The sequence below is a fragment of the Biformimicrobium ophioploci genome (genome assembly GCF_030270605.1).
GTDB classification, from domain to species: domain Bacteria; phylum Pseudomonadota; class Gammaproteobacteria; order Pseudomonadales; family Cellvibrionaceae; genus Biformimicrobium; species Biformimicrobium ophioploci.
In genome coordinates this window covers 480,826-504,012 of record NZ_BSYJ01000003.1, presented here as the reverse complement: position 1 = coordinate 504,012, position 23,187 = coordinate 480,826, and the positions used below count along the sequence as shown (strand labels likewise).

Here is a 23,187-nt window from a genome sequence, read left to right as displayed (position 1 = left end):
TCACAGGCAAAAAAGACACGCCTTCGTGGCTTTCTAGCCATCCAGCGCCTGCCGGATTTCCGCGACCAGCGCCCCGATCTTTTCCAGGGCCGCCTGATCTGTCTCGGCGGCCCCCATGGCATCTACCAGCAGGCTGCCAACCACCGCGCCATCGCCGCCTTCGGAAACCGCCCGGGCGGATGCGCCGTCCTTGATGCCAAAGCCGACACAAATCGGCAGCTCTGTCATCTCACGGAAACGGTTGAGGTTTGTCGAGACCGATTCCAGGTCCAGGTGACCCGCCCCGGTCACGCCCTTGAGCGACACGTAGTAAACGAAGCCACTGGCGGCGTCAACAATCGACCTGGCCCGCGCATCATCGGTAGTCGGGGTCAGCAGGAAGATATTGCGCATCTCGCGCTCGGATAGCTGCCTCGCAAAAGAGGCCGATTCTTCCGCCGGCAGGTCGACCGTCAGCATGCCGTCCACGCCGGCCTCGCGCGCCGCATCCGCAAATGCCTCATACCCCATACGCTCGATGGGGTTCACATATCCCATCAGCACCACCGGAGTCTCACTGTCGTCACGGCGGAATTCCGCCACCATGCCCAGGATTTTTCTAAGCGACGCGCCGTTGGCCAGCGCACGCTCGTGCCCGCGCTGGATAACAGGCCCCTCTGCCGAGGGATCCGAGAAAGGCACCCCTAACTCAATGATGTCCGCGCCACTTTGCACCAGCTGGTGCATCGCCGGTACTGTTGCCTCGAGAGAACGGTCCCCTGCCACAATATAGGTGACCAGTGCCTTGCGCTCCGCTTCCCGCAAGCGCACGAACAGGCTGTCGATACGGTTTGCCACGATTTCCCCCTAAACCTCGATGCCGTCAATTGCGGCTATCGTGAAAATATCCTTGTCACCGCGGCCGGAAAGGTTGACCACAATATTCTGCTCTGGCGTCATTTCCGCCGCCAGCTTGAGTGCATACGCCACCGCATGGCTCGACTCCAGTGCGGGCAGGATGCCTTCCGTGCGTGTCAGCTTGCGAAACGCGGCCAGCGCCTCATCATCGTTAATCGCCACGTAATTTGCGCGCCCGATGTCTTTCAGCCACGCATGTTCCGGACCGACCCCCGGATAATCGAGACCCGCCGATACCGAATGCGTCTCGATGATCTGGCCATCTTCATCTTCCATCAGGTAGGTGCGATTGCCGTGCAGAACCCCGGGCACACCCGCACTGAGCGGCGCGGCGTGGCGGCCCGTCTGCACGCCATCGCCACCGGCTTCCACACCGAAAATCTGAACCTGCTCGTCACCGAGGAACTCGTGGAACAGGCCAATCGCATTGGAGCCACCGCCCACGCATGCCACCAGCGCATCCGGCAGCTGGCCGAATTGCTCCAGGCTTTGCTTGCGCGCTTCGCGGCCGATCACGGAATTAAAATCGCGTACCAGCATCGGGTATGGGTGTGGCCCGGCCACGGTACCGATAATGTAGAAAGTGTTGTCGACGTTGGTAACCCAATCCCGCATGGCCTCGTTCATGGCATCTTTCAGGGTCTTGGAGCCGGACTCCACGGCAATTACCTCGGCGCCGAGCAGCTTCATGCGGTAGACATTGGGGGACTGCCGCTTTACGTCCTCTGCGCCCATAAACACCGCGCACTCGAGACCGAGACGCGCTGCAACAGTTGCCGTTGCCACACCGTGCTGGCCCGCACCGGTTTCCGCGATCACGCGAGTCTTGCCACTGTGTTTGGCCAGCAGTGCCTGCCCCACCGTGTTATTTACCTTGTGCGCGCCGGTATGATTGAGATCTTCACGCTTCAGCCAGATCTGGGCACCGCCGTTTTCCCGCGAAAGGCGCTCAGCATGGTAAAGCGGGGACGGCCTGCCGACGTAATAGGCGAGATCGCGATCGAATTCAGCCCGAAACTCAGGGTCGTCTTTCAGCCGCTGATACATTGCATCCAGTTCATCGAGCGCGTGGATCAGGGTTTCCGAAACGAAGCGCCCGCCGTACGGACCAAAATGGCCGCGCGCATCCGGCATACTGCTGAAATCAAAGGGGGTTTTGCTGGCACTCACTGCGACATCTCCAAAACTTAAAACTCAGGCAGAACTCAATTCGGGACCGCGCGATTTCCCGCGCGGCAAATCACATCACTTATCGACAGGACCGGCGGCGGCAAGCCGCGTATCCCTGACAGCGCGCACAAAGGATGCCATCTTTTCCGCATCCTTCACGCCCGGCGAAACCTCTACACCACCACTGACATCCACCGCCCAGGGGCGCGCTATAGAAATCGCTTCCGCCACATTCTCCGGCGACAGCCCGCCGGCCAGGACCAGGGGCTTCGGGGCAATCTGCGGCACCCGGCTCCAGTCGAAGCGCGCCCCCGTACCGCCAGGAATACCGGGCACGTAGGCGTCCAGCAAGAATCCGCGAGCATGCTGGTGTGCAGACATTGCCGCACCGAGATTCAAGCCTTCACGCATGCGTAACGCGCGGATATAGGGCCGGGAAAAGGAAGCACAGAATTCAGGGGGTTCGTTCCCGTGAAACTGGAGCAAATTGAGGGGAACACGCTCGACAATCCTGTTTACCTCGGCCTCAGTGGCGTCCACAAACAGCCCCACAAGCGTGACAAAGGGGCCGACAGCCTCGGCAACTTCCAGTGCAGCAAGCGGATCGATATAACGCGGGCTATCCGGGTAAAACACGAGCCCCAGCGCATCGGCGCCCGCCGCTTGTGCCTGCTGCGCATCATTCGCAGAAGTAATACCGCAGATTTTTACACGGGTTGCCATTACCGACGTACCACTCCCTGGTTCCCAAGGCTTGGATACTATCAGCAGGGCGCGTTCAGGTCTATTTCCGACCAGTTTGCACAGCTGCTACAGGCCACACAAAACACACACTCGCCACGCGGTTTTAGGCAAAAGTCCTCAACGGACCGGAAGCCAGTAACGGACCTATGTCACCCCGGGGCAATCCGAAGCTCTCCGGATACTCGACGTGCACCATATACAGACCAAACGGCGGTGCGGTCACACAGCCGGCGCTGCGATCCCGGGCCTCGAGCACCTCCCGTGCCCACTCCGGCGGCTTGCTGCCGCGGCCAATGCGCAACAGCACACCGACGATATTGCGCACCATATGGTGCAGAAACGCATTGGCTGTCACTTCCACCACCAGCACCCGCCCGCGCTCCGAAACCTGCAGGTAATCCACACAACGCACCGGACTGCGAGCCTGGCACTGGCTCGCGCGGAAGCTGCTGAAATCATGCTCTCCCAGCAGGTACTGGCAGGCTTCGCGCATGGCGGCAACGTCCAGCGCCTGCTCCACCCAGGTTACCTGTCGATGACTGATGGCGGAGCGCACCGGCGCACTCTCGATGAGATAGCGGTAGGTGCGCGCTCGGGCACTGAAACGCGCGTGAAACTGGGGGTTAACTTCTCTACTCCAGCGTACCCGGATACCGAATGGCAGCTTTGTGTTGACACCCTGCACCCAGGCTTTGGATGGCCGGACTGCACTGGTGTCAAAATGAACCACCTGGCCGGTACCGTGTACGCCCGCATCGGTCCTGCCAGCACAGACCAGGGTAACGGGCTCGGCGGCAACGCTGGATATCGCCACCTCGAGCGCGCCCTGCACTGTGGGCACCCCGGACTTCTGTGACTGAAAACCATGCAGGTCGCTGCCGTCGTACTCCACCCCCAGCGCAACCCGCCGCACGCCCTCCGGCAGGGAGCACCCATCCGGCACCTCGCAGTTGGGCGTGTAGCTATAGTCCGACTCGTTCAAAATCATCCATCCCAAATAAAAAGGCCCCGCATTTTAGCGGGGCCTCTCTCGATCAGGCAAAGGCTGGCGCCTTTTCGATCATGCGTGGCATCAGGTCATGCGCTCGAGCATTTCACGCGCCTTGGACTGGTGCTCATCACCGCCCTCCTCGATGACTTCGTCGAGGATATCCTTGGCGCCGTCCTTGTCACCCATGTCGATATAAGCCTGGGCCAGCTCCAGCTTGGTCGAAACCTCGTCGCTGCCATCCATCAGGCTCAGCTCCGAATCCAGGTCACCCTCAAGATCGAAATCCAGGTCGCCCAGATCCGTGGTGACAGCCGTAGCGTCCGCCGATGCAGTCTCCACAGCAGGTTCCTGCACGACAGCCGACTTGGCTACCGGCTCTTCGAGGGTTGCTTCCAGCTCCAGACCGGTGTCTTCAGGCAGCTCAATGCCATCCAGGTCCAGGTCGTCCAGCTCAAGGTCGAGACCACCTTCTGCCCCATCGGCAAAGGTTTCTTCCTCGGCAACGGATTCCGCCGGCTCATCGATGGACAGGTCCAGATCGAATTCCAGGTCGGCAGCTACAGACTCGGACTGCGTGTCCGCGCCGACTGCGTCCAGATCGAGGCTGAAATCCAGGCCCTCGTCTACGCCAGCTTCCGCGGCTTTTTCCTCTAACTGATCTTCCTCTAACTGATCTTCCTCTAACTGATCTTCCCCTAGCTGGTCGGCCCCGGCATCCAGATCCAGGTCGAAATCCAGGGACAGGTCATCAGTTTTCTCAACTGCTACTGCTGAATCAGCGGCGGTATCGGCAACAGCCGGACCATCGTCATCCAGGCTGAAGTCCAGGGTCAGGTCATCCTCAACCGCCGGCTCAGCGGTATCGAAGTCCAGGGTGAACTCGTCCGTTTCGCTACCTGGATCTGCAGTATCGCTGTCGAGCCCCAGGTCGAACTCAAGCAGCTCACTGTCGCTGCCGGACATTTCTGCCGCTTCCAGGGAATCACTGTTCAACATTTCAGGCGCAACAAACGGCGCCGCGCCAGCAATGGTTTCACGCAGACGCGCTGCACGATCAGCCACCGGGCCGTCACTGTACTGGAGCAGCTGCCCGTAGTGGCTATCGAAGCTCTCGACGTCCTGCTGCTGGGCGTATACCTCCAGCAGCTTCAGGCGTGCATCCACATTTTCAGGTGCAGACTGCAGCCCCTGAGCCAGCTTCTGCTCGGCCTCTGCATACTGGCCCAGAGAGAGGTGAATCTCGGCTTCTGCCACCGGATCACCGGTTTCAATTTCCATCTCACCGAGGCCTGTGTCCTGTCCGGCTGCACCCTCGAGAGATTCGTCCAGGCTGTCTTCAGCCTCGCCGGCGTCAGCTTCGGCACCCTCATTTTCGAAGGCCGCCATTTCTTCCTCGATCTGGCGAATAGCCTCTTCTTCCGCCTTCTTGCGGCGCGAACGCATGATACCCGCCAGCAACAGCAGCAGCGCCGCGGCACCACCACCGATGTACTGGATGTTGGCCATTAGGGTGTCTACCAGACTCTCTTTCGGTGCGGCAGGCGCGCTGATTACACGTGAGCGGTTATCAACCCGCGCAGGCTCCGCACTCGCCTCAGCTGCATCGGCAGCGATGTCATCGAAGTTACCCGCGGATTCTTCCGCAGGTGCATCCACCGCTTCTGCAAACGGTGAAGCAGATTCCTCAGCAGCAGCTTCCTCGACAGGGGATTCCAGCGAGAGGCCTTCTTCCATGGTGTCGATGCCAGCAGCGTCTGCTTCAGAAGACTCCTCGACGGCGGCCTCGGAAGTCAGCTGGATAGCGCGAAGCTCCTCGCTTGAAACCTCCACCAGGCGTTCCATGGTTGCGATCTGCTCTTCCAGCTCCGCAACGCGTGAGCGCAACTCGGTGTTTTCAAGCTGGGTTTTGTCCAGCTCTTCCTCAGTCTGGACAAGCTGGCCACGCAGGGCCGTAGTATCGGCAGAACCGGTACCTGCACCAGACTGGACTGTTTCGTTGTCGCCAGGGGCGGACAGGGAAAGGCGGCCCTCAACCGGAGCTTCAGCAGAATCGCTCGCCGATGCACTGCGGGCATCCAGCGGTGCGCCGGTTGTGTTGCGCCATTCGCTATTCTGCTGTGCTACCTGGGCGACAGCAGAGCCGGCCCCGATGGAGCGGATATAAGCTTCATCCGGCAGGCGGAGTACCTGGCCACGCTTCAACAGGTTGATATTGCCGCGGATGAACGCCTGGGGGTTCATTGCCTGAATGGCGACCATGGTTTGCTGGATGGTGACATCACGGCTCGGGCGCGCGTCGCGGGCAATTTCCCACAGCGTATCCGATGCGGAAACCGGGCCGAACACACGGCTGTTACCCGGCTGTGGTTCCGGTGCGGTGCGCTCGCGGGCATCCGGCTGCGAAACAGGCTCAGGCTGGCCAGTTTCACGCAGGCCGGGCTGTACCGGCTGCGGCGGCTGGCGACGAATCTGCTGGCGCTCGCGCTCGGCGGCCTGTACTGGCTGCGCCGGCTCGTTACCGAATGCGGGCAGGTCCATCAGCAGCGTGTATTCACGCAACAGGCGGCCACTCGGCCAACGCGTTTCGACAAGAAAGTTCAGGTAAGGCTCGCGGACCGGGCCGCGTGAGGTGACGCGGACCACTGGCTCACCATCGACCATGACCACATCAAACTTAAGACTGCTGAGGAAGTATGCCCTATCGACACCCGCGCGCTCGAAATCATCAATACCTGCAAGACGCACACGGATTTCGGACCCTCCTAGTCCCCGGGTCTGCAGCAGCTGGATCTCGGCATCGAGCGGTTCATTCAGGGCAGATTTCAATTTGATTTCGCCCAGCCCGAGAGAGAAGGCTGCGTTGGTACCCAGTGCGCTTACCAGACCTACCGCTAATGCTAGCTTTCGCACACGCATATCCGATTCCTTTTATTTTTAGAGCTTTATGTCATCGTCGAGGGCAGTACGAACCAGCTAACGACTGCCTGCGCCCAACTGGCGAAAAAATCGCCACCCCACTTCATACTTACTGCCCGCACCGGTCTCCCGATACAGGCCTTACAAACAATTGTTGAGAAGAAACCTTCACTATGGCGGCTAAGTATTAATTATCAATAGTTTTTTAGCAACAATCGGACAATCTGCAGACAGTTCATCGCAACGTCTTTTCTGAGATTATCTGACGCAGCGCACAAAATAACTGTGCGATTATCATCCAAATCTGCTCGAATTCGACCAACCAGCGTCTCTTCCTTACCCAGCGATTCCTGCGAAGAAGGATTCTGGACAATTTTTAACCTTGCACCATTACCCAGTAATGCGGAAACCTGTTCCGTATCCATGGGTTCCGCGAGCCGAATTCTTATATTTGCCAACAACCCGTGAAACACCGGTACCGTCATCACGTCTGCCGCCACTTTTACCCCTTCCGGTAGCAGCGCCTTAAGGTCATGAATCAGTGAAAGCTCGGTGAATGTATAGCCTGTATCTGTAATTTTTCCTGCTGCACTCATCTGGCTGAACGCCAGACGCTGGCCGATAGCGGGGTCCACCTCCGGCTCCTGGCCGTTAAACAGCTGGGTGGTCTCCTTTGCCAACAGCTCCACTTCTCGATTGCCAAGCTCCGACACCGGCTGGCAGAGTGTCACCTGCACTGAGTCTACTGCCTCCCCGAAAGGCGCCAGCACCTCACGCAGCATCGCGGCAGCGGCCACAGGCAGCCCGGCGACCCGGTTTTCCGCAGCCTGCAGGTCCTGCCCGTTGAACAGGGGATGGACAAACGGCACGCTTTCATCACCACGGCTCAGGCCGCTGGCGTCTACACACCACGCGCCGGACTTCTGAGCCAGCGGCATCCACTTGGCCGCATCCACGGCATCACAGAAGAAAAGAACAATCTGGTCCGCTGAGAACCCGAAACCCTCCAGCTCCTCGACCTGCAGGCTCTTGCCTGCAAAGACATGCTGCAGCCCCACATTCTCACTGTTGTCGAGCAGGTGTACCTGCCCCCCGGAAAAAAGCTCGGCTTCCTCAATAACTTCAAGAAGCGGTCCGGCAACAGCTGAACTCGCACCAACAATGACCAACTCGCGCTCACGCGATTCCTGCGACATAGATATCCTGCCTGGTTATTTTTCCGGCACCCATGTGCGAATTGCGATCGGCCGGAACTAGGGTATCCAATCCAAAGATGTAGATATAGGAAAGAAAGGTGCGGGATTCTACCTGACAGCGCCCCGCGTTTCACGAGGCGCTGCCGGATATGGCGGGAATCTGATTAAACGTGTTTAAAGGCGGCCGAGCAGGATCTGCAGTACGCGGCGCAGTGGCTCCGCCGCCCCCCACAAAAGCTGGTCACCCACAGTGAAGGCAGACAGGTACTCTGGGCCCAGGTTCAGCTTGCGCAGGCGACCCACGGGGATCTTGAGGGACCCGGTTGCATAGGTGGGCGTGAGCTTTTCCAGCGTGGCTTCACGCTCGTTTGGCACGACTTCAACCCAGTCATTGGCCGTACCGATGATCCTCTCCAGCTCCTCGAGTGACACATCCTTCCTGAGCTTGATATTGAATGCCTGGCTGTGGCTGCGCATTGCGCCGATGCGTACGCAGTTGCCGTCGACCGGTATCTCACTGTCGGTGCGCAGGATCTTGTTGGTCTCTGCGAGCCCTTTCCATTCTTCGCGGCTCTGGCCGTTTTCAAGCTGCGTGTCGATCCAGGGCAGCAGGCTGCCGGCCAGTGGTGCACCAAATGCCTGCGTCGGGAAATCCCCACTGCGCATCTGCTCCGCCACCTTGCGGTCAATATCGAGGATCGCACTGGAAGGATCGGCCAGCTCATCGGCCACGCAATCCTGGATGGCGCCCATCTGCGAAATCAGCTCGCGCATATTGCGTGCACCCGCACCGCTAGCGGCCTGGTAGGTCTGCACGGAAACCCACTCCACCAGGTCGGCCTTGAACAGGCCGCCAAGCGCCATCAGCATCAGGCTCACGGTGCAGTTACCGCCGATAAATTTCTTACCGCCTTCCGCAATGGCCCTGTCGATGACATCCCGGTTGACCGGATCCAGCACGATCACCGAATCCTCATCCATCCTCAGGCTGGAGGCCGCATCAATCCAGTAGCCATCCCAGCCAGCCTCGCGCAGCTTGGGATAAACGGCCTTGGTGTAATCCCCACCCTGGCAGCTGACGATCGCATCAAGCGTCTTCAGTGTTTCGATATCGTAGGCATCCCCCAGCGGCGGCACTTCCACCCCCACCTGCGGTGCCTTGCCGCCCGCATTGGAAGTACTGAAAAATACCGGTTTGGCGATATGGGCAAAGTCGCCCTCTTCCAGCATGCGCTCCATCAGGACGGAGCCGACCATGCCCCGCCAGCCTACAAAACCTACACTTTCCACGCTCATCTCTCCCTTTTGCTGTGGCCGGCCCAGCGGGCCGGTTTCGTTCAATATACGTTGCCGGGCAGCTCAGCAGCCGGCTTGCGTCCAGACAATCAGTCCTGACAAACCTCAGAGTGCCGCAACAACCGCCGCACCCATCTCCGCGGTGGAGACTTTCTTCATACCATCGGTATAGATGTCTGCGGTGCGCAGGCCGCTATCGAGCACCTTGCTCACCGCGGCCTCAATCGCTTTCGCCGCTTCTTCCGCATCCAGTGAGTAGCGCAACATCATGGCTGCGGAAAGAATGGTGGCGAGCGGGTTGGCAATGCCCTGCCCGGCAATGTCCGGCGCACTGCCGTGACACGGCTCATACATGCCAAAGCCGGTCTCGTTCAGGGACGCAGATGGCAGCATGCCGATGGAACCAGTCAACATGGCGGCGGCGTCAGACAGGATGTCACCGAACATATTGCCGGTTACCATCACGTCGAACTGCTTTGGCGCACGCACCAGCTGCATCGCGGCGTTGTCCACATACATATGCGACAGCTCTACATTCGGGTATTCCGGGGCGAGGCGGTCCAGCACTTCGCGCCACAGTACGGTCGCTTCCAGTACGTTGGCCTTGTCTACGGAACAAAGTTTGCCGTTGCGCTTTTCCGCCGCTTCAAATGCTGTACGGGCGATGCGTTCGATCTCGGACTCGCTGTAGACGTAGGTGTTGAAGCCCTGCTTCTCGCCGTTCTCCAGGGTGCGGATACCGCGCGGCTCACCAAAGTAGATGCCACCGGTCAGCTCACGCACAATCAGGATATCCAGCCCCGCAACCACTTCCGGCTTCAGCGAGGAGGCGTCGGCCAGCTGCGGGTACAGGATGGCCGGACGGTAGTTGGCAAACAGGCCAAGCTTGCTGCGAATTTTCAGCAGGCCGCGCTCCGGACGGATGTCGCGCCCCAGCTGGTCCCACTTGGGGCCGCCCACTGCACCAAGCAGTACTGCGTCAGTGGCACCGGCCGCGGCCAGGGTTTCATCGGTCAGCGGCTCGCCGAATGCATCGATGGAATCACCACCGATCTTGCCTTCGGACAGTTCCAGGCCCAGGCCAAATTTGGCGTCGACGGTCTTCAGGACTTCGACTGCCTGCGCAACAATTTCCGGGCCAATGCCATCGCCCGGCAGGATCATGATTTTCTTGGACATTGTTAAACCTGTTTCCTTTTACTTAACGGCGTCAAACAGCCACGGCGCAGAGGCACGGCGCTTTTCTTCATAGGCACGGATAGCATCGGCGTCCTGCAAAGTCAGACCGATATCGTCGAGGCCGTTCAGCAAGCAGTGTTTGCGGAAGCTATCCACCTCAAATGGGATCTCGTCACCGTTCGGCTTGACGACCTTCTGGTTTTCCAGGTCGATGGTCAGCTCGTAGCCTTCATTCGCATACATCTCCTCGAACAGCTGATCGACGATCTTCTCGTCCAGCACGATCGGCAACATGCCGTTCTTGAAGCAGTTATTGAAGAAAATGTCGGCAAAACTGGGCGCGATTACGCTGCGAAAACCGTAGTCTTCCAGCGCCCAGGGCGCGTGCTCACGACTGGAACCACAGCCGAAATTCTCGCGCGCCAGCAGCACGGAGGCTCCCTTATAACGCGGAAAGTTCAATGGAAACTCCTCATTAACCGGGCGGGTACTGCAGTCCTGGCCCGGTGCTCCCTCGTCCAGGTAACGCAGCTCGTCAAACAGGTTCGGGCCAAAGCCGGTGCGCTTGATGGACTTCAGGAACTGCTTCGGGATGATCAGGTCGGTATCGACGTTGGCGCGATCCATCGGCGCCGCGAGGCCCTTGTGTACGGTAAATGCTTTCATCGTATTCTCCTTCGCCTTACGCCTTGCCGAGCTTGCGCACATCGGTGAAATGACCGGTAACCGCCGCGGCAACGGCCATGGCCGGGCTCACCAGGTGGGTGCGGCCACCAAAGCCCTGACGGCCTTCGAAGTTGCGGTTGGAAGTGGAAGCGCAGTGCTCGCCGGCACCCAGCTTGTCCGAGTTCATGGCGAGGCACATGGAGCAGGATGGCTCACGCCACTCGAAGCCCGCCTCCACAAACACCTTGTGCAGGCCTTCGCTTTCCGCCTGCGCCTTGACCGACTGCGAGCCGGGTACGATCAGTACCTGCTTGACGGAATCGGCCTTGGTGCGACCTTTGGCCACTTCGGCAGCGGCACGCAGGTCCTCGATGCGCGCGTTGGTGCAGGAGCCCACAAACACGCGATCCACCGGGATCTCAGTGATTTTCTGCCCGGCGCGTAGCCCCATGTACTGCAGGGCACGCTCGATGCCGGATTTTTTGGTCGGATCCTGTTCTTCTGCCGGGTTGGGGACGGCACCATCGACTGGCAGCACCATTTCCGGGGAAGTGCCCCAGCTGACCTGCGGCTGGATTTCCTCGCCCTTGAGCTCGACCACCACATCAAATTTCGCATCGGCATCGGAGTGCAGGTCGCGCCAGGCAGCCTCGGCCTTTTCCCACTCCGCACCCTTCGGCGCGAATGGCTTGCCTTTCACGTAGTCGATGGTGATGTCATCCACCGCGACCATACCCGCACGCGCGCCGGCCTCGATGGCCATGTTGCACACGGTCATGCGGCCTTCCATCGACATTTTCTCGATGACCTCGCCGGCAAATTCGATCGCGCAGCCGTTGCCGCCGGCAGTGCCAATCTTGCCGATAATAGCCAGCACCACGTCCTTGGCAGTAACGCCCTCACCGAGCACACCGTCGACGCGCACCAGCATGTTCTTCATTTTCTTCTGGATCAGGCACTGGGTGGCCAGCACATGCTCCACCTCGGAGGTGCCGATACCGTGCGCCAGCGCACCGAGGGCACCGTGGGTGGAGGTATGTGAGTCGCCACAAACCACGGTCATGCCCGGCAGGGTTGCACCGGTTTCCGGCCCCACCACGTGCACGATGCCCTGGCCCGGGTCATTGATACCGAACTCGACGATGCCGAACTCCTCGCAGTTCTCGTCCAGGGTCTTGACCTGGATGCGGGAAACCTCGTCGACGATGCCGTCGATACCACCGGCGCGCTCGGAAGCATCGGACGGGACATTGTGGTCCGGGGTCGCTACCACGGAATCCACCCGCCAGGGCTTGCGGCCAGCAAGACGCAGGCCTTCAAACGCCTGCGGGGAAGTCACCTCGTGAATCAGGTGGCGATCGATGTAAATCAGGGCGGTTCCGTCCTCGCGGCTCTTTACCACGTGGGCGTCCCACAATTTGTCGTAGAGTGTTTTTCCTGACACCTGTCTCTCTCCGGGGAAACAAAATTTGACCCAGTGTAGCGCCGCTGGCCTAATAACAACAATTCATCTTTATTATCCTTTGGATTCCAAAAAGGAATACGACTGGAGGGGCCCGACTTTATGGAACTGCAGTTATTGCGGGCTTTCCTGGCCGTTGCGGAACAGGGCGGCGTGTCCCAGGCAGCCGACCGCCTGCACGTCACCCAGCCAGCGGTCAGTAAGCGCCTGGCCTCGCTGGAGGAGCAGCTCGGCACCCGGCTTTTTGACCGTATCGGCCGCAACCTGCACCTGACTGGCGCCGGCCAGGCATTGCTGCCCCGGGCGCGGCAGATTCTGGATGAGGTGGCGGATGCGGAGCGTGAAATCCACAACCTGGCGACCCGGGTAGAGGGCAAGCTGCGCATTGCCACCAGCCACCACGTTGGCCTGCACCATATGCCACCGATCCTGAAGGCGTTCAGCAACCGGTACCCGAAAGTCACCCTGGACATCGACTTCCTCGACTCCGAACAGGCCTATGAGGCCATGACCCTGGGCAAATACGAACTGGCGGTGGTGACACTGGCGCTGCAGGACTACCCGACCATCGTGGCGCAACTGGTGTGGCCCGACCCCTGCCAGGTAGTAGTGGCCCCGGACCACCCGCTTGCGGCGGAGAGCAGGATTACCCTGCAGCAGCTGGCGGAATACCCGGCCATACTGCCTGATCTCAAGACCTACACCGGCCGGCTGATCAAGCAGCTGTTTGACGAGCATGGCCTCAGGCTCAAGGCCAAGCTGGCTACCAATTACCTGGAGACATGCAAGATGATGGTGAGCGTGGGGCTCGGCTGGAGCGTATTGCCAGAGACCCTCGCCGATGACAGCCTCAAGGTCCTGCGCAGCCCGCAAATCGAGGTTACCCGCAGCCTGGGGGTAATCCGGCACCGGGAGCGCACCCTCAGCAACGCGGGCAACGCGCTGCTGGAGCTCATAATGGGATATGGCGCACAAAACAGCAGGCAACAACACTAAAACCGGGGTGCCAGATCAATGAAATGGTGCCAGATTCCCGCTATGATGCAGCGCTCAAATCCAATAATCCTGAATAAATCGGTCCCGGGTACTGCTTTATGAAAAAAATCACTTCCGCGATTGCACTGACTATCGCCGCTTCCACCGCACAAGCCGACACCATTTTCGGTGTGCACGCCAATGCCGGCGCATGGCAGCCGGAAATCTCCGGTGACGTGGGTGTCGACCAGGTCGACACAGATGAGCTGGCGTTTGCCGACGAAAATGCCACGGTCTTGCAGCTGGCCGTCGAGCACCCGGTACCGGGCCTGCCGAACATCATGGTAGGCCAGACCGCATTGTCCACAGACGGTACCAGCACCCTGAGCCAGGACTACATGTTTGGTGATGAAACCTTTACTGCGGATACCGAGGTCAATACCGAGATCGACCTGACCCACACTGACCTGACCCTGTACTACGAGGTACTGGACAACTGGGTAAACCTGGACATCGGCTTCGCAGCGCGCCAGTACAAGGGCGAGCTGTATGTTGAAAGTGTCGATCTGGCCGAATCCGAGCTGATCGAACTGGACGGCGTATTGCCGATGGCTTATCTCATGGCCCGCTTCGACCTGCCGCTGACCGGCCTGTCCCTGATTGCACAGGGCAGTGGCATTGGCTACAACGGCGATACCCTGACCGACGCCACCGCCAAGCTGCGCTGGGACTTCGTTCCTGCCATCGACTTTGCCATTGAAGCGGGCTACCGCGCCATGAGCCTAAAGACCGAGGAACTGGACGTACTCAATGCAAATATCGATGTAAGTGGCCCTTACATCGGCCTGAGCCTGCACCTGTAAAATCGGGCATCCCCGTTCGGTGCAACAGTAAAAACACAATAAAAAAAGGGGCAGGCCCGTTGAGGCCTGCCCCTTTTTTATGTGCCGGAAATATTATACGACGACAATATTTTCAGCTTGCGGGCCTTTCGGGCCCTGGCTAACGGTAAATTCAACCGCCTGCCCCTCGGCCAGAGTACGGAAACCAGAGCTTGAAATTGCGCTGAAATGGGCAAAAACATCTGGACCAGATTTTTGCTCGATAAAGCCAAAACCTTTGGCTTCGTCAAACCACTTAACGGTGCCGGTAACTGAATTAGACATAATAATATCCTGAATTTTTAAATTAAAAGGAGCCTTTTAAAGGCTTTAGGTGCTTGAAAACAAAGACTGGAATTTAAAGCTTCAGAACGGAGTATTACGAATAAGACAGCGCAATCTGGGGTGTAAATAGTTGGCCTTCTTTCTAGCTGGGGTGAACTCTACAGGAATCCGCCCTTGTCGTCCAAATTTGTTTACTTTTTAACCTTCAGCCTCCTGAAACGCAACCAGATGGTCATATTCCTCCGGCGCGCCTGCCCTTGCTGTTAAACTGGATATCCTTTCTCAACGAAAGACCGAGGACACCAGTGGGACACGGAAGGGGGCGCAAGCATTTCTCGCGGGCCGATGCAGGTCCGCCGCCCGGCAGTACTGAAATCGTCCGCCTGATCAGGCAGATCTGGCCCTACCTGCTGGAATTCAAAGGCCATCTGGCGATCGCCATCGCGCTGCTGATCGCCGCCAAAGTCGCCACCGTCACCATCCCTATTGCCCTCAAGGTCATCGTAGACAGCCTGGACAAGACCCAGCACCAGGTCATTGCCATTCCGGTACTGTTTATTGTTTTTTACGGCCTGCTGCGCTTCGGCAGTGTGTTTTTTGCCGAAGCCCGGGATGCGGTATTCAGCAGGATCTCCGAGCGCGCCATGCGCCGGATATTGCTCAAGGTGTTCGGGCACCTGCACAAGCTCGACCTGGATTTTCACCTGTCCCGGCAGACAGGTGGCATTTCGCGCGATATCGAACGCGGCGGCAACAGCTTCGGCTTCCTGATGCGGATGCTGGTGTTCAACATTGTGCCCACACTGGTGGAAATCGGGCTCGTCGCCAGCATCCTGCTGGTGCAGTTCAATCTCTCCTACGCACTGATCGTGGTGGCCCTGGTGGTGATCTATATCGCCTTTACCATCCGCACCACTGAGTGGCGCACCCGCTTTATCCGCGACGCGAACGAGAAGGACTCGCAGGCAACCACCCGCGCTATCGACAGCCTGCTCAACTATGAAACGGTCAAGTACTTCAACAACGAACACTTCGAAGCCAGCCAGTATGACCGGAACCTGGCGAACTGGGAGTCCGCGCGCCTGAACAGCCGCCTGACGCTACTCGCACTGAACAGCGGCCAGGCCCTCATCATCAGTGCGGGCGTGGTGTGGATGATGTGGATGGCCGCCACTGACCTGGTTGCGGGTCAGATGACCATCGGCGACCTGGTGATGATCAATGCCTACATCCTGCAGCTGTTCGTACCGCTGAATTTCCTCGGCTTTGTCTACCGCGAGGTGCGTCGCTCGCTGACGGACCTTGAAAACATGTTTGGCTTGCTGGACAAGACTCCGAAAGTGCTGGACGCACCGGGTGCAAGCGAGCTGCAGGTGAGCGCTGGCCGTATCGAATTCAGGAACGTGGATTTTCACTACCAGGCCGAGCGCCCTATTCTACAGGACGTCAGCTTTACGGTGGAGCCGGGGCAGAAGGTGGCCATCGTTGGCAGTAGCGGCTCCGGCAAAACTACCCTCGCACGCCTGCTATTCCGGTTCTACGATGTAACCGGTGGCAGCATAGAGATCGACGGCCAGCCCATTGATGAGGTCACGCAGCAGAGCCTGCGCCAGGCTATCGGTGTAGTACCGCAGGATACCGTGCTGTTCAACGATACCATTTATGCCAACGTGGCCTACGGGCGCCCTGGCGCAAGCGACGAGGATGTACGCAAAGCGATTTCACTGGCGCACCTGGACCAGTTCATTGCCAGCCTGCCAGAGGGGACCGACACGATTGTCGGCGAGCGCGGCCTGAAAGTCTCCGGTGGGGAAAAACAGCGTATCGCCATCGCCCGCGTGCTACTCAAGCGCTCCCCGATCTTGCTGTTCGACGAGGCAACCTCGGCACTGGACAGCCACTCGGAAAAGGCCATTCTCAGGGCCATCAACGAAGTCGCGCAGAACCACACCAGCCTGGTAATCGCCCACCGCCTCAGCACGATCGTCGATGCCGACCAGATCATTATGCTGGACAGAGGCAGGCTGGTGGAAAAAGGCAACCATCGCGAGCTGTTGGCACTGGATGGGTTTTACACAAGGGCGTGGCAGTTGCAGCAGAGTGAGCAGGAGAGTCATTGATTCCCCTCTTCACAGGGGCATCCGTCCCTCACACCATCAATGGTCACCAAGGCGCCCGGCTTCACACTACGGGGTATTCTCCAGCACCCTGGATAGGCTGAAGGCGCCGCGAATCTGACCGAGGTTATAGCCTGAGGCGGCATCGTCCGGATAATATTTCTGCAGTGCCGCGCGCACTGGCGGCGCAATCGATTCTCCGTGGCAACCGAGGCAGACGCCTTCCACCGGCTGCGCTTTCATATAACGAAACTCGCCATTTACCAGCGCTGACTGTTCGATGGTTGCCGGCGATTCACCGCTGGCCTGGCGAGCATCGAACCGCTCCAGCACCTCGCGCTCATAGGCATCCGGCGTGCCGCTATACTTGTTTCTCGGCTTGAGGCTGACCCGTTTCACGCTCCAGCCACTTGTTTCGCTCAGGCTTTTTGCAATCCCTGGCGCCTCGACTGAACAGATACTGATGGCATGCTCGAAGCCACCCGTAGCAATCGCCTCCTTCAGCTTCGGTTTCAGTGTGCCGGCAAAGGATCTGACGATACTCCGGGCCTCCGCAGTTAATTCACTCTCATTCACAGACTCTTCTGCGCCAGCTTGAAAAGAAAGCGCGTAAGAAAGCACAGAAGAAAGCAGGGTTGAGCAGCAAAAAACGATCTTTTTATTCACTATTTGCATCCTGATTTTATTGATGACTACATGACACCGAATCAGGCAGTCTTGCGCGCAATGTAGAATCCGTAGCTGTAGTAATCCTTGAAGCGCTCATAGAGGGCGATTTCTTTTTCCTCCGCAGCGGCTATCGCCTTTGCCGCTTCGGAATTGCCATTTCGGGACAGGAAATCCGGCAGAGCCTGCTGAAGTGGCCGGTAACAAATTCAGGCAGGAAGTCGACCGCCGTGACGCTTGCATCGAGCGACCGGGCGAGCGTCAAAGTTGATGCACTGGTACCACAACCAATATCGGCAATCCTGAGGGGCCCTGACTGGTGCAGACACGCAATTTCCATCGCCTGCTGCGTCTCCCGGTCGCCACCGGGACCCTGGCGATCATTATTCAGGTGCAAATCGATGAGCAGCTGAAAATCATCCATCTACTTTCTCCTCATCTTGACCGTCACCCCGGAGCTTCTACCCCCGGCTGCTAGGCTTCCAACTCTTCGTCGAGAACACCACGTTTTTTCAGCGCCTTCTCGAGTGCATTGGCCTTACTGAGCGCCGCAATACCAAATATAAAGCCGATAACCCCTAACAATGCGAACGTTTCCATCGTTCCTCCTAAAGGTTCTTTCGCGGAGCAATCCCTCTCCGCAGCAATATTTGTACCTCGTTCCCCCGACAATTACAAAAACAAAAAACGCGGTCGTGGTATTGGCAACCGGCACTACACAGTTTCAATTCCGAGGTATTGGTACCCTTGTCCATCAATCTCCTTCGAAAGAATACGACGCCCCTGAATCACCAGACTGTAAGTACTATCCTATTAGGATCCAGCATGCTTTTTAGCCACCATCCCCTCCACCTCTGCTATTACTCTTTTCAGAAATTCAAGAGGCTTTCCGGCACGAACTGATCTATATATCGCTTCGCCAGAAAGTTTTTTTACCGTTTGACCTGATTCGTTAATGAAAACTAGGGTTGGTGTTACCCTTACCCTAAATTTATTGAAAACAATAGATCTTTTATCGAAGATATTCCCTATATCATTCTTTGACAAAAAATCATCTACACCCCTCTGAACTTTGTTTCCGCAATCGATTCTAGACCCGACACAAAGCCCTACACTTTCATGAACCGCAACAACTTCTATGGAAGAGCCATATTTACCTTTCTTAATATGCGCGAGCATTTCCAAAATGGCATTGCTATATCGATCGGAGCTATCCCAGAGAAAAACAATTAAATTTTTATTCACATAGTCTGACAAATAAATCTTTTCTCCTGACAGATTTGTGCCAATAAAATTTACATTTTCTTTTGGATCATCGTCGGAAAAACCGAGAACAGGAGAAAACATAAGCAACAGGAAAAGCGCCAACATCTTCATTGAGTCAACACCCCAACTATTGAACCTATAATGTGCGCATTTTTTCTACTTCGATAATGCGACGGAGATACCAGACAAGAATTTCTCGACGCCTCCAAATATTTATCTTTTTAAGAGACAGCCACCACTCAAAGTACCATCAATTTTTTACTGCTCCGGAACTGGTTAATGTAATTCAACCAGAAGCATCCGTTAAGTGATCTAAGAACTTGAGCGCAAAATCAGGTGCCGGCCGGAATTGCCGGTCCCGCCGAAGCCACGTCCGCGTTCTGCCCGCGGTGCCTCAGGCAGTGGTCCATCAGCACGATGGCCGTCATTGCCTCGGCAATCGGCGTTGCCCGAATGCCCACACAGGGGTCGTGGCGCCCCTTGGTCACCACCTCGATCGGGTTGCCATTGATATCGATACTGCGGCCGGGGATGCGCAGGCTGGACGTCGGCTTGAGTGCGATATGTGCGCAGATATCCTGGCCGCTGGAGATACCGCCGAGTACGCCACCGGCGTTATTGGAAAGAAAACCCTGCGGCGTGATTTCATCGCGGTGTTCGGTGCCGCGCTGCGCGACGCTATCGAAACCAGCGCCTATTTCAACGCCCTTGACCGCGTTGATGCCCATGAGCGCGTGCGCCAGGTCTGCATCAAGGCGGTCAAAAATCGGCTCGCCCCACCCCGCAGGAACGCCGCTGGCGACCACTGAGATGCGGGCACCAATGGAGTCTCCATCCTTGATCAGGGCCTGCATGTACGCTTCCATCTCAGGCACCTTCGCCGCATCGGGGCAAAAGAAAGGGTTCTGCTCCACCTGATCCCAGTCGAACGCCTCAGCCTTGATCGGCCCGAGCTGGGAAAGGTATCCGCGCACCTGGATCCCGTAACGCTGTTGCAGCCACTTTTTGGCAATGGCCCCGGCGGCGACGCGCATCGCGGTTTCGCGCGCAGAAGAACGGCCGCCGCCGCGGTAATCCCGAATGCCGTATTTCTGCCAGTAGGTGTAGTCGGCGTGCGCCGGGCGCACCTGCTCGGAGATATTGGAATAATCCTTGGAGCGCTGGTCGGTATTTTCGATGAGGAGGCCGATCGGCGTACCCGTTGTCTTGCCCTCGAATACGCCAGACAGGATTCGCACCTGGTCCGCCTCACGGCGCTGGGTGGTGTAGCGCGACGTGCCGGGTTTGCGCCGGTCGAGGTCCAGCTGCAGGTCCTCCTCAGTCAGCGGCAGCCCCGGCGGGCAGCCGTCAACGATACAGCCCAGTGCCAGGCCGTGGCTTTCGCCAAAAGTGGTGACGGTAAAAAGCTTTCCGATAGAGTTGCCCGACATAAAATCCCTGTCCGCGCTGGTAAACCGAGTTTTTGACTCTTTATTGGTGAGAATGGCGCAGTATAACAGGATTCAGGCGCCTGGCGCCGCCCTTGCAGAGCGGGACCAGGCAGGATAATCAGGCGAAGAAGGCCTTGTAGGCCAGCAGCTCCTCGCGGGTAATGGCGAAGACCCCATGCCCGCCGTGCTCAAATTCTATCCAGGTGAACGGTACATTCGGGAAGGCCTGCTCCAGGTTGACCCAGCTGTTCCCCACTTCACAGATCAGCACACCCTCTGCATGCAGGTGGTTTGGCGCCTCCCTGAGCAGGCGACGGGTAAAATCGAGGCCATCGTCCCCGGAACCCAGCGCGAGCGAGGGCTCAGCCTGGTATTCCGGCGGCATCTGCGCAAGGTCATCGGCGTCTACATAGGGCGGATTGCAGAGGATCAGGTCGAAGCTGGCACCCTTCAGGTTATTGAACAGGTCCGATTCCACCAGCATCATATGGTCCGCCAGGTGGTGCATATCGACGTTCACACGTGCAACTTCCAGCGCATCCGCGGAAATATCGCTCAGCGTCACCTCGACGTCAGGATACTGTGCCGCCGTGGCGATACCGATACACCCGCTACCACAGCAGAGGTCAAGCACCGAGGTAAGCTCACCTTTTGCCCAGGGGCCAAAGCCGGTCTGGATCAGCTCCGCAATGGGGGACCTGGGTACCAGCACCCGCTCGTCCACATAGAACGGCATCTCGCAGAACCAGGCCTCATTGGTAATGTATGGGGTTGGCACGCGATCCTTGAAGCGTCGCTCCAGCAGACACAGTACGGACTTTCTCTCGTCCATGGTCAGGTTGGCAGACAATACCTCCGGCTTGCTGCCAACCGGCAGATGCAGGCCGTGCATCACCAGCAAAACCGCATCGTCCCAGGCGTTGTCGGTACCATGCCCAAACCAGAGGTCAGCCTCATTGAAGCGGCTGGCGCCCCAGCGAATAAAGTCCAGAACCGTATGCAACTCTGAAGTGAGCGCTTCTCTTTTTTCAATCACCTGAATTTCCCGTTCCTGTCACCGCACATGCAGGGAGTTTGACCGCTCCGCAGTGTATCCCGCGCCATCATTGCGTTAAACTGCGCCGCTTGCATCATATGGGTGACGCATTTAATTTACGTGGCACACTAGAATCTAGACAATGGCGCGGCCAGTGTAACAGGACCAATTCATGAAAGAAGAGTACGCCCGAATCATTGAAGCTGTTGGTGAAGACCTCTCCCGGCCGGGGCTGGTAGACACGCCAAAGCGCGCCGCAAAGGCGATGCAGTTCCTTTGCCAGGGCTACCAGCAGAGCGTGGAAGAGATCGTAAACGACGCACTATTTCCCTCCGACGCCAGTGAAATGGTAATGGTCAAGGATATCGAGCTGTACTCGCTGTGCGAGCATCATATGCTGCCATTTATCGGCAAGGCGCACGTTGCCTACATCCCGAACGGCACCGTTGTCGGCCTCTCCAAGGTTGCACGTCTTGTCGACATGTTCGCGCGCCGCCTGCAGATTCAGGAGCAACTCACGGTACAGATTGCCGAGACTATCGAGAAGGTAACCGGCGCTGCCGGTGTTGGCGTGATTATCGAAGCCAAGCACATGTGCATGATGATGCGCGGCGTTGAGAAGCAAAACTCGGTCATGAAGACCTCTGCCATGCTGGGCAGTTTCCGTAACAGCCAGGCAACCCGCAACGAGTTCCTGACCCTGCTGAACAGCTGACTAAGCTAAAATAAAACCTGCAACGGTGGAGTGACCTGTGCCACACTTGGTTATTGAATATTCAGCAGATATCGAGGAAGAAGTCGCGCTGCCAGCGCTGATCAGCGCTGGCCACAAGGCCATGGTGGACTCCGGGCTATTCAACAGTAACGCGATCAAGAGCCGGGCAATCCCCGTGCAGCACTATATTGCCGGCGAGCACGACGCCAGCTTTATCCATGCCGAAGTGCGTATTCTGGACGGCCGCACGAGCGACCAGAAAAGGGCGCTCAGCGAACAAGTTTTCAATGCCCTGTGTCGCCAGGCAGAAACCGTACCGGCGGTCTCCGTTGAAGTGCGTGACATGGAACGCGACTGCTACTCAAAGCGCACAGCCTTCTGACAATTCGGTAAAAAAGCCATTCAATTCGTCGGCCACCAGTGGCGCCTCGGCTTCGAGGTGCAGGTGATGTCCGCCCTTCACATCGCGCACATCGAGACCCGGGAAACCGCTTACCACGCGCTGCATGCCGGCGCGCAGCTCGGACAACCCCTCCGTCGCCAACAGCAGGCGCACCGGCATATCCAGGCGCCCCAGAAATGCCCTGATTTGCTCGACACTCAGCTTGGAGCTGGAAGTTGCCATCAGGCGCGGGTCGGTGCTCCAGGTAAAGCCGTTTTCATACGGGCGCACACCGCGTTCGGTCAAGAGCGTCGCCGCCTGTCGCGACAGCTTGAACATACCCCGCAGGCGCGCCTCGATGGCGATTTCAATCGAAGCAAAGCGACGAGGCTTCTTGTGCCGGTATGTTTCGGCATCCATGACCGCCCTGGCGAGATCCGCCGGCGCATCCGCCTCTTTCTGCGGGAGGGGGATGATGCCGTCGATCAGTGCGACACCCTGCACCCTTTCCGGGAAAGCACCGGCTGCCAGCATGGCAACCGCAGCACCCCGGGAGTGCCCCAGCAGCAGGAATTTCTCCCACCCCAGGGCATTTGCGATGGCGATAACATCACCCACGTCTTCGACAAGGTTATAGGTGGCATCCGCAGAGCGGTGATCACTCTGGCCGTGCCCCGCCATATCCAGCGCCATCAAGTGCACCCCTCTGAGCAAAGGTGCAAGGCGGGTGAAGGTCGCACTGTTATCCAGCCAGCCGTGCAGGCCGATCACTGGGAGCATACGGCCCTGCGCATCGGGCAGCTGCCATTCCTGCGCCGCAAAAGATTTCTGGCCGACCAGAAAGCGACGTTCTGCGGGAATCTGCATAGATTTGGTTTTTACTGCTGTAAAAGACTGCGCGCAGTATGCCGCGGCGG

Annotated in this window: 23 protein-coding genes; 5 read left to right on the top strand and 18 right to left on the bottom strand. The window is 58.1% G+C overall.

Annotation, left to right across the window (positions count from 1 at the left end):
• Positions 1–33: 33 nt before the first annotated feature.
• The 10 genes from trpA to leuC all read right to left on the bottom strand — a co-directional run bounded on the left by trpA (position 34) and on the right by leuC (position 12,499).
• Entirely contained in the window at positions 34–837 is an 804-nt protein-coding gene (gene trpA / locus QSJ80_RS08935; RefSeq protein WP_285764090.1) for a tryptophan synthase subunit alpha, read from the bottom strand.
• A 9-nt stretch (positions 838–846) separates the two neighbouring features.
• A complete protein-coding gene (gene trpB, locus QSJ80_RS08930; RefSeq protein ID WP_285764296.1) occupies positions 847–2,031 on the bottom strand; it encodes a tryptophan synthase subunit beta in 1,185 nt (394 codons plus the stop codon).
• 111 nt (positions 2,032–2,142) lie between these two features.
• Positions 2,143–2,790 (bottom strand): phosphoribosylanthranilate isomerase, encoded by a 648-nt coding sequence (locus QSJ80_RS08925; RefSeq protein ID WP_285764089.1) that lies wholly within the window; start codon positions 2,788–2,790, stop codon positions 2,143–2,145.
• Between the two features lie 124 nt (positions 2,791–2,914).
• A complete protein-coding gene (truA, locus tag QSJ80_RS08920; RefSeq protein ID WP_285764088.1) occupies positions 2,915–3,799 on the bottom strand; it encodes a tRNA pseudouridine(38-40) synthase TruA in 885 nt (294 codons plus the stop codon).
• A gap of 84 nt (positions 3,800–3,883) precedes the next feature.
• Positions 3,884–6,718: a FimV/HubP family polar landmark protein gene (locus QSJ80_RS08915; RefSeq protein ID WP_285764087.1), complete on the bottom strand. Its 2,835-nt coding sequence runs from the start codon at positions 6,716–6,718 to the stop codon at positions 3,884–3,886.
• 194 nt (positions 6,719–6,912) lie between these two features.
• A complete protein-coding gene (locus QSJ80_RS08910; protein WP_285764086.1) occupies positions 6,913–7,914 on the bottom strand; it encodes an Asd/ArgC dimerization domain-containing protein in 1,002 nt (333 codons plus the stop codon).
• A 174-nt stretch (positions 7,915–8,088) separates the two neighbouring features.
• A complete protein-coding gene (gene asd, locus QSJ80_RS08905) occupies positions 8,089–9,210 on the bottom strand; it encodes an aspartate-semialdehyde dehydrogenase (protein ID WP_285764295.1) in 1,122 nt (373 codons plus the stop codon).
• 105 nt (positions 9,211–9,315) lie between these two features.
• Positions 9,316–10,389, bottom strand: coding sequence for a 3-isopropylmalate dehydrogenase (gene leuB, locus QSJ80_RS08900; protein WP_285764085.1), 1,074 nt, complete (start codon positions 10,387–10,389; stop codon positions 9,316–9,318).
• Between the two features lie 18 nt (positions 10,390–10,407).
• A complete protein-coding gene (gene leuD, locus QSJ80_RS08895; RefSeq protein WP_285764084.1) occupies positions 10,408–11,055 on the bottom strand; it encodes a 3-isopropylmalate dehydratase small subunit in 648 nt (215 codons plus the stop codon).
• A 16-nt stretch (positions 11,056–11,071) separates the two neighbouring features.
• The gene (leuC, locus tag QSJ80_RS08890) at positions 11,072–12,499 is read right to left on the bottom strand and encodes a 3-isopropylmalate dehydratase large subunit (RefSeq protein ID WP_285764083.1); all 1,428 of its coding nucleotides are present in this window, start codon (positions 12,497–12,499) and stop codon (positions 11,072–11,074) included.
• A 120-nt stretch (positions 12,500–12,619) separates the two neighbouring features.
• On the opposite strand from leuC, the gene QSJ80_RS08885 reads away from it, so the two are divergent.
• Positions 12,620–13,513 (top strand): LysR family transcriptional regulator, encoded by an 894-nt coding sequence (locus tag QSJ80_RS08885; protein WP_285764082.1) that lies wholly within the window; start codon positions 12,620–12,622, stop codon positions 13,511–13,513.
• A gap of 98 nt (positions 13,514–13,611) precedes the next feature.
• On the top strand, positions 13,612–14,355 hold the full coding sequence (locus QSJ80_RS08880) for a TIGR04219 family outer membrane beta-barrel protein (RefSeq protein WP_285764081.1): 744 nt from the start codon (positions 13,612–13,614) through the stop codon (positions 14,353–14,355).
• Between the two features lie 93 nt (positions 14,356–14,448).
• Here the strand turns inward: QSJ80_RS08880 and QSJ80_RS08875 are convergent, their stop codons facing one another.
• Complete coding sequence (locus QSJ80_RS08875) at positions 14,449–14,658, bottom strand: cold-shock protein (protein ID WP_285764080.1); 210 nt, start codon at positions 14,656–14,658, stop codon at positions 14,449–14,451.
• A gap of 305 nt (positions 14,659–14,963) precedes the next feature.
• On the opposite strand from QSJ80_RS08875, the gene QSJ80_RS08870 reads away from it, so the two are divergent.
• Positions 14,964–16,778, top strand: coding sequence for an ABCB family ABC transporter ATP-binding protein/permease (locus tag QSJ80_RS08870; RefSeq protein WP_434219175.1), 1,815 nt, complete (start codon positions 14,964–14,966; stop codon positions 16,776–16,778).
• A gap of 66 nt (positions 16,779–16,844) precedes the next feature.
• On the opposite strand, the gene QSJ80_RS08865 is transcribed toward QSJ80_RS08870, so the two are convergent.
• The 6 genes from QSJ80_RS08865 to prmB all read right to left on the bottom strand — a co-directional run bounded on the left by QSJ80_RS08865 (position 16,845) and on the right by prmB (position 21,173).
• The gene (locus QSJ80_RS08865; protein ID WP_285764079.1) at positions 16,845–17,351 is read right to left on the bottom strand and encodes a Tll0287-like domain-containing protein; all 507 of its coding nucleotides are present in this window, start codon (positions 17,349–17,351) and stop codon (positions 16,845–16,847) included.
• Between the two features lie 220 nt (positions 17,352–17,571).
• Positions 17,572–17,865 carry a class I SAM-dependent methyltransferase gene (locus QSJ80_RS08860; protein WP_285764078.1) on the bottom strand — a complete coding sequence of 98 codons (294 nt, stop codon included), beginning with the start codon at positions 17,863–17,865 and terminating at the stop codon, positions 17,572–17,574.
• Positions 17,866–17,915: 50 nt separating this feature from the next.
• Positions 17,916–18,041: a hypothetical protein gene (locus tag QSJ80_RS08855; RefSeq protein ID WP_285764077.1), complete on the bottom strand. Its 126-nt coding sequence runs from the start codon at positions 18,039–18,041 to the stop codon at positions 17,916–17,918.
• A gap of 213 nt (positions 18,042–18,254) precedes the next feature.
• Positions 18,255–18,818 (bottom strand): thioredoxin domain-containing protein, encoded by a 564-nt coding sequence (locus QSJ80_RS08850; RefSeq protein ID WP_285764076.1) that lies wholly within the window; start codon positions 18,816–18,818, stop codon positions 18,255–18,257.
• Between the two features lie 221 nt (positions 18,819–19,039).
• Complete coding sequence (gene aroC, locus QSJ80_RS08845) at positions 19,040–20,137, bottom strand: chorismate synthase (protein WP_285764075.1); 1,098 nt, start codon at positions 20,135–20,137, stop codon at positions 19,040–19,042.
• A gap of 118 nt (positions 20,138–20,255) precedes the next feature.
• Positions 20,256–21,173, bottom strand: coding sequence for a 50S ribosomal protein L3 N(5)-glutamine methyltransferase (gene prmB, locus QSJ80_RS08840; protein WP_285764074.1), 918 nt, complete (start codon positions 21,171–21,173; stop codon positions 20,256–20,258).
• A 172-nt stretch (positions 21,174–21,345) separates the two neighbouring features.
• On the opposite strand from prmB, the gene folE reads away from it, so the two are divergent.
• Both folE and QSJ80_RS08830 read left to right on the top strand, forming a co-directional pair.
• Positions 21,346–21,888 carry a GTP cyclohydrolase I FolE gene (folE, locus tag QSJ80_RS08835; protein WP_285764073.1) on the top strand — a complete coding sequence of 181 codons (543 nt, stop codon included), beginning with the start codon at positions 21,346–21,348 and terminating at the stop codon, positions 21,886–21,888.
• Between the two features lie 37 nt (positions 21,889–21,925).
• Positions 21,926–22,270: a 5-carboxymethyl-2-hydroxymuconate Delta-isomerase gene (locus tag QSJ80_RS08830; protein ID WP_285764072.1), complete on the top strand. Its 345-nt coding sequence runs from the start codon at positions 21,926–21,928 to the stop codon at positions 22,268–22,270.
• Here QSJ80_RS08830 and QSJ80_RS08825 read toward each other — a convergent pair.
• Positions 22,250–23,137 carry an alpha/beta fold hydrolase gene (locus QSJ80_RS08825; protein ID WP_285764071.1) on the bottom strand — a complete coding sequence of 296 codons (888 nt, stop codon included), beginning with the start codon at positions 23,135–23,137 and terminating at the stop codon, positions 22,250–22,252. The two genes, QSJ80_RS08830 and QSJ80_RS08825, sit on opposite strands and share 21 nt — an antisense overlap.
• Positions 23,138–23,187 lie beyond the last annotated feature (50 nt).

Excerpts from the sequence above, each read along its gene's own strand:
- trpB (WP_285764296.1), bottom strand. The coding sequence starts at position 2,031 with ATGCCGGATGCGCGCGGCCATTTTGGTCCGTACGGCGGGCGCTTCGTT.
- leuD (WP_285764084.1), bottom strand. The coding sequence starts at position 11,055 with ATGAAAGCATTTACCGTACACAAGGGCCTCGCGGCGCCGATGGATCGC.
- QSJ80_RS08880 (WP_285764081.1), top strand. The coding sequence starts at position 13,612 with ATGAAAAAAATCACTTCCGCGATTGCACTGACTATCGCCGCTTCCACC.
- aroC (WP_285764075.1), bottom strand. The coding sequence starts at position 20,137 with ATGTCGGGCAACTCTATCGGAAAGCTTTTTACCGTCACCACTTTTGGC.
- QSJ80_RS08910 (WP_285764086.1), bottom strand. The coding sequence starts at position 7,914 with ATGTCGCAGGAATCGCGTGAGCGCGAGTTGGTCATTGTTGGTGCGAGT.
- leuB (WP_285764085.1), bottom strand. The coding sequence starts at position 10,389 with ATGTCCAAGAAAATCATGATCCTGCCGGGCGATGGCATTGGCCCGGAA.
- QSJ80_RS08885 (WP_285764082.1), top strand. The coding sequence starts at position 12,620 with ATGGAACTGCAGTTATTGCGGGCTTTCCTGGCCGTTGCGGAACAGGGC.
- folE (WP_285764073.1), top strand. The coding sequence starts at position 21,346 with ATGAAAGAAGAGTACGCCCGAATCATTGAAGCTGTTGGTGAAGACCTC.
- QSJ80_RS08850 (WP_285764076.1), bottom strand. The coding sequence starts at position 18,818 with ATGAAGATGTTGGCGCTTTTCCTGTTGCTTATGTTTTCTCCTGTTCTC.
- asd (WP_285764295.1), bottom strand. The coding sequence starts at position 9,210 with ATGAGCGTGGAAAGTGTAGGTTTTGTAGGCTGGCGGGGCATGGTCGGC.
- QSJ80_RS08915 (WP_285764087.1), bottom strand. The coding sequence starts at position 6,718 with ATGCGTGTGCGAAAGCTAGCATTAGCGGTAGGTCTGGTAAGCGCACTG.
- QSJ80_RS08875 (WP_285764080.1), bottom strand. The coding sequence starts at position 14,658 with ATGTCTAATTCAGTTACCGGCACCGTTAAGTGGTTTGACGAAGCCAAA.
- QSJ80_RS08860 (WP_285764078.1), bottom strand. The coding sequence starts at position 17,865 with ATGGATGATTTTCAGCTGCTCATCGATTTGCACCTGAATAATGATCGC.
- QSJ80_RS08855 (WP_285764077.1), bottom strand. The coding sequence starts at position 18,041 with ATGGAAACGTTCGCATTGTTAGGGGTTATCGGCTTTATATTTGGTATT.
- QSJ80_RS08925 (WP_285764089.1), bottom strand. The coding sequence starts at position 2,790 with ATGGCAACCCGTGTAAAAATCTGCGGTATTACTTCTGCGAATGATGCG.
- QSJ80_RS08825 (WP_285764071.1), bottom strand. The coding sequence starts at position 23,137 with ATGCAGATTCCCGCAGAACGTCGCTTTCTGGTCGGCCAGAAATCTTTT.
- truA (WP_285764088.1), bottom strand. The coding sequence starts at position 3,799 with ATGATTTTGAACGAGTCGGACTATAGCTACACGCCCAACTGCGAGGTG.